Genomic DNA, 483 nt, shown 5'->3' on the forward strand with positions numbered 1-483 from the left:
TCATCAAGTTTAATAATCGTGTTAGCTAAATTGCCTTTTGTTAATCCGTCAACTAATGGTGTAGTTGGATTCATTTCTGTTTTAAATGTGACATTAAACATATCGGTAGCATTGCTTTGCGGATCAAGGTCAACAAACAAGATATCGCGATTGTTCTGTGACAATAAATAGGCCTCTATTACAGACAGCGTTGTTTTTCCTGTACCGCCTTTAAAATTATAATTATAAATTACCTTTGCAGACATAGGCTTACCTTCTTTCTGAATATATAATACCACATTTTAACGTTAAAACGTTTATTTTTTAATTTTAAACGTTAAATTTTTAAATTTAAACGTTTTTTATTTAAATTGCATTTTAACAAAGTTTAAGTTATACTTTGTGAGTAAATAAAAAACTGTTAATAACTAACGCCTCGTTTTGATTGACACAGTTATTAAAAGTTAATAAGTATCTAAAGGAAAAAGCAGACTAACTATCACT

Annotated in this window: 1 protein-coding gene; it reads right to left on the reverse strand. The window is 28.4% G+C overall.

The genetic code is table 11. The features are described from left to right. A partial coding sequence (locus H3V04_RS08805) for a ParA family protein (RefSeq protein WP_198188194.1) occupies positions 1-245 on the reverse strand: 245 nt, incomplete at its 3' end. Positions 246-483: the final 238 nt, after the last annotated feature.

The organism is Bifidobacterium sp. M0353 (genome assembly GCF_016100645.1).
Lineage (GTDB): Bacteria > Actinomycetota > Actinomycetes > Actinomycetales > Bifidobacteriaceae > Bombiscardovia > Bombiscardovia choladohabitans.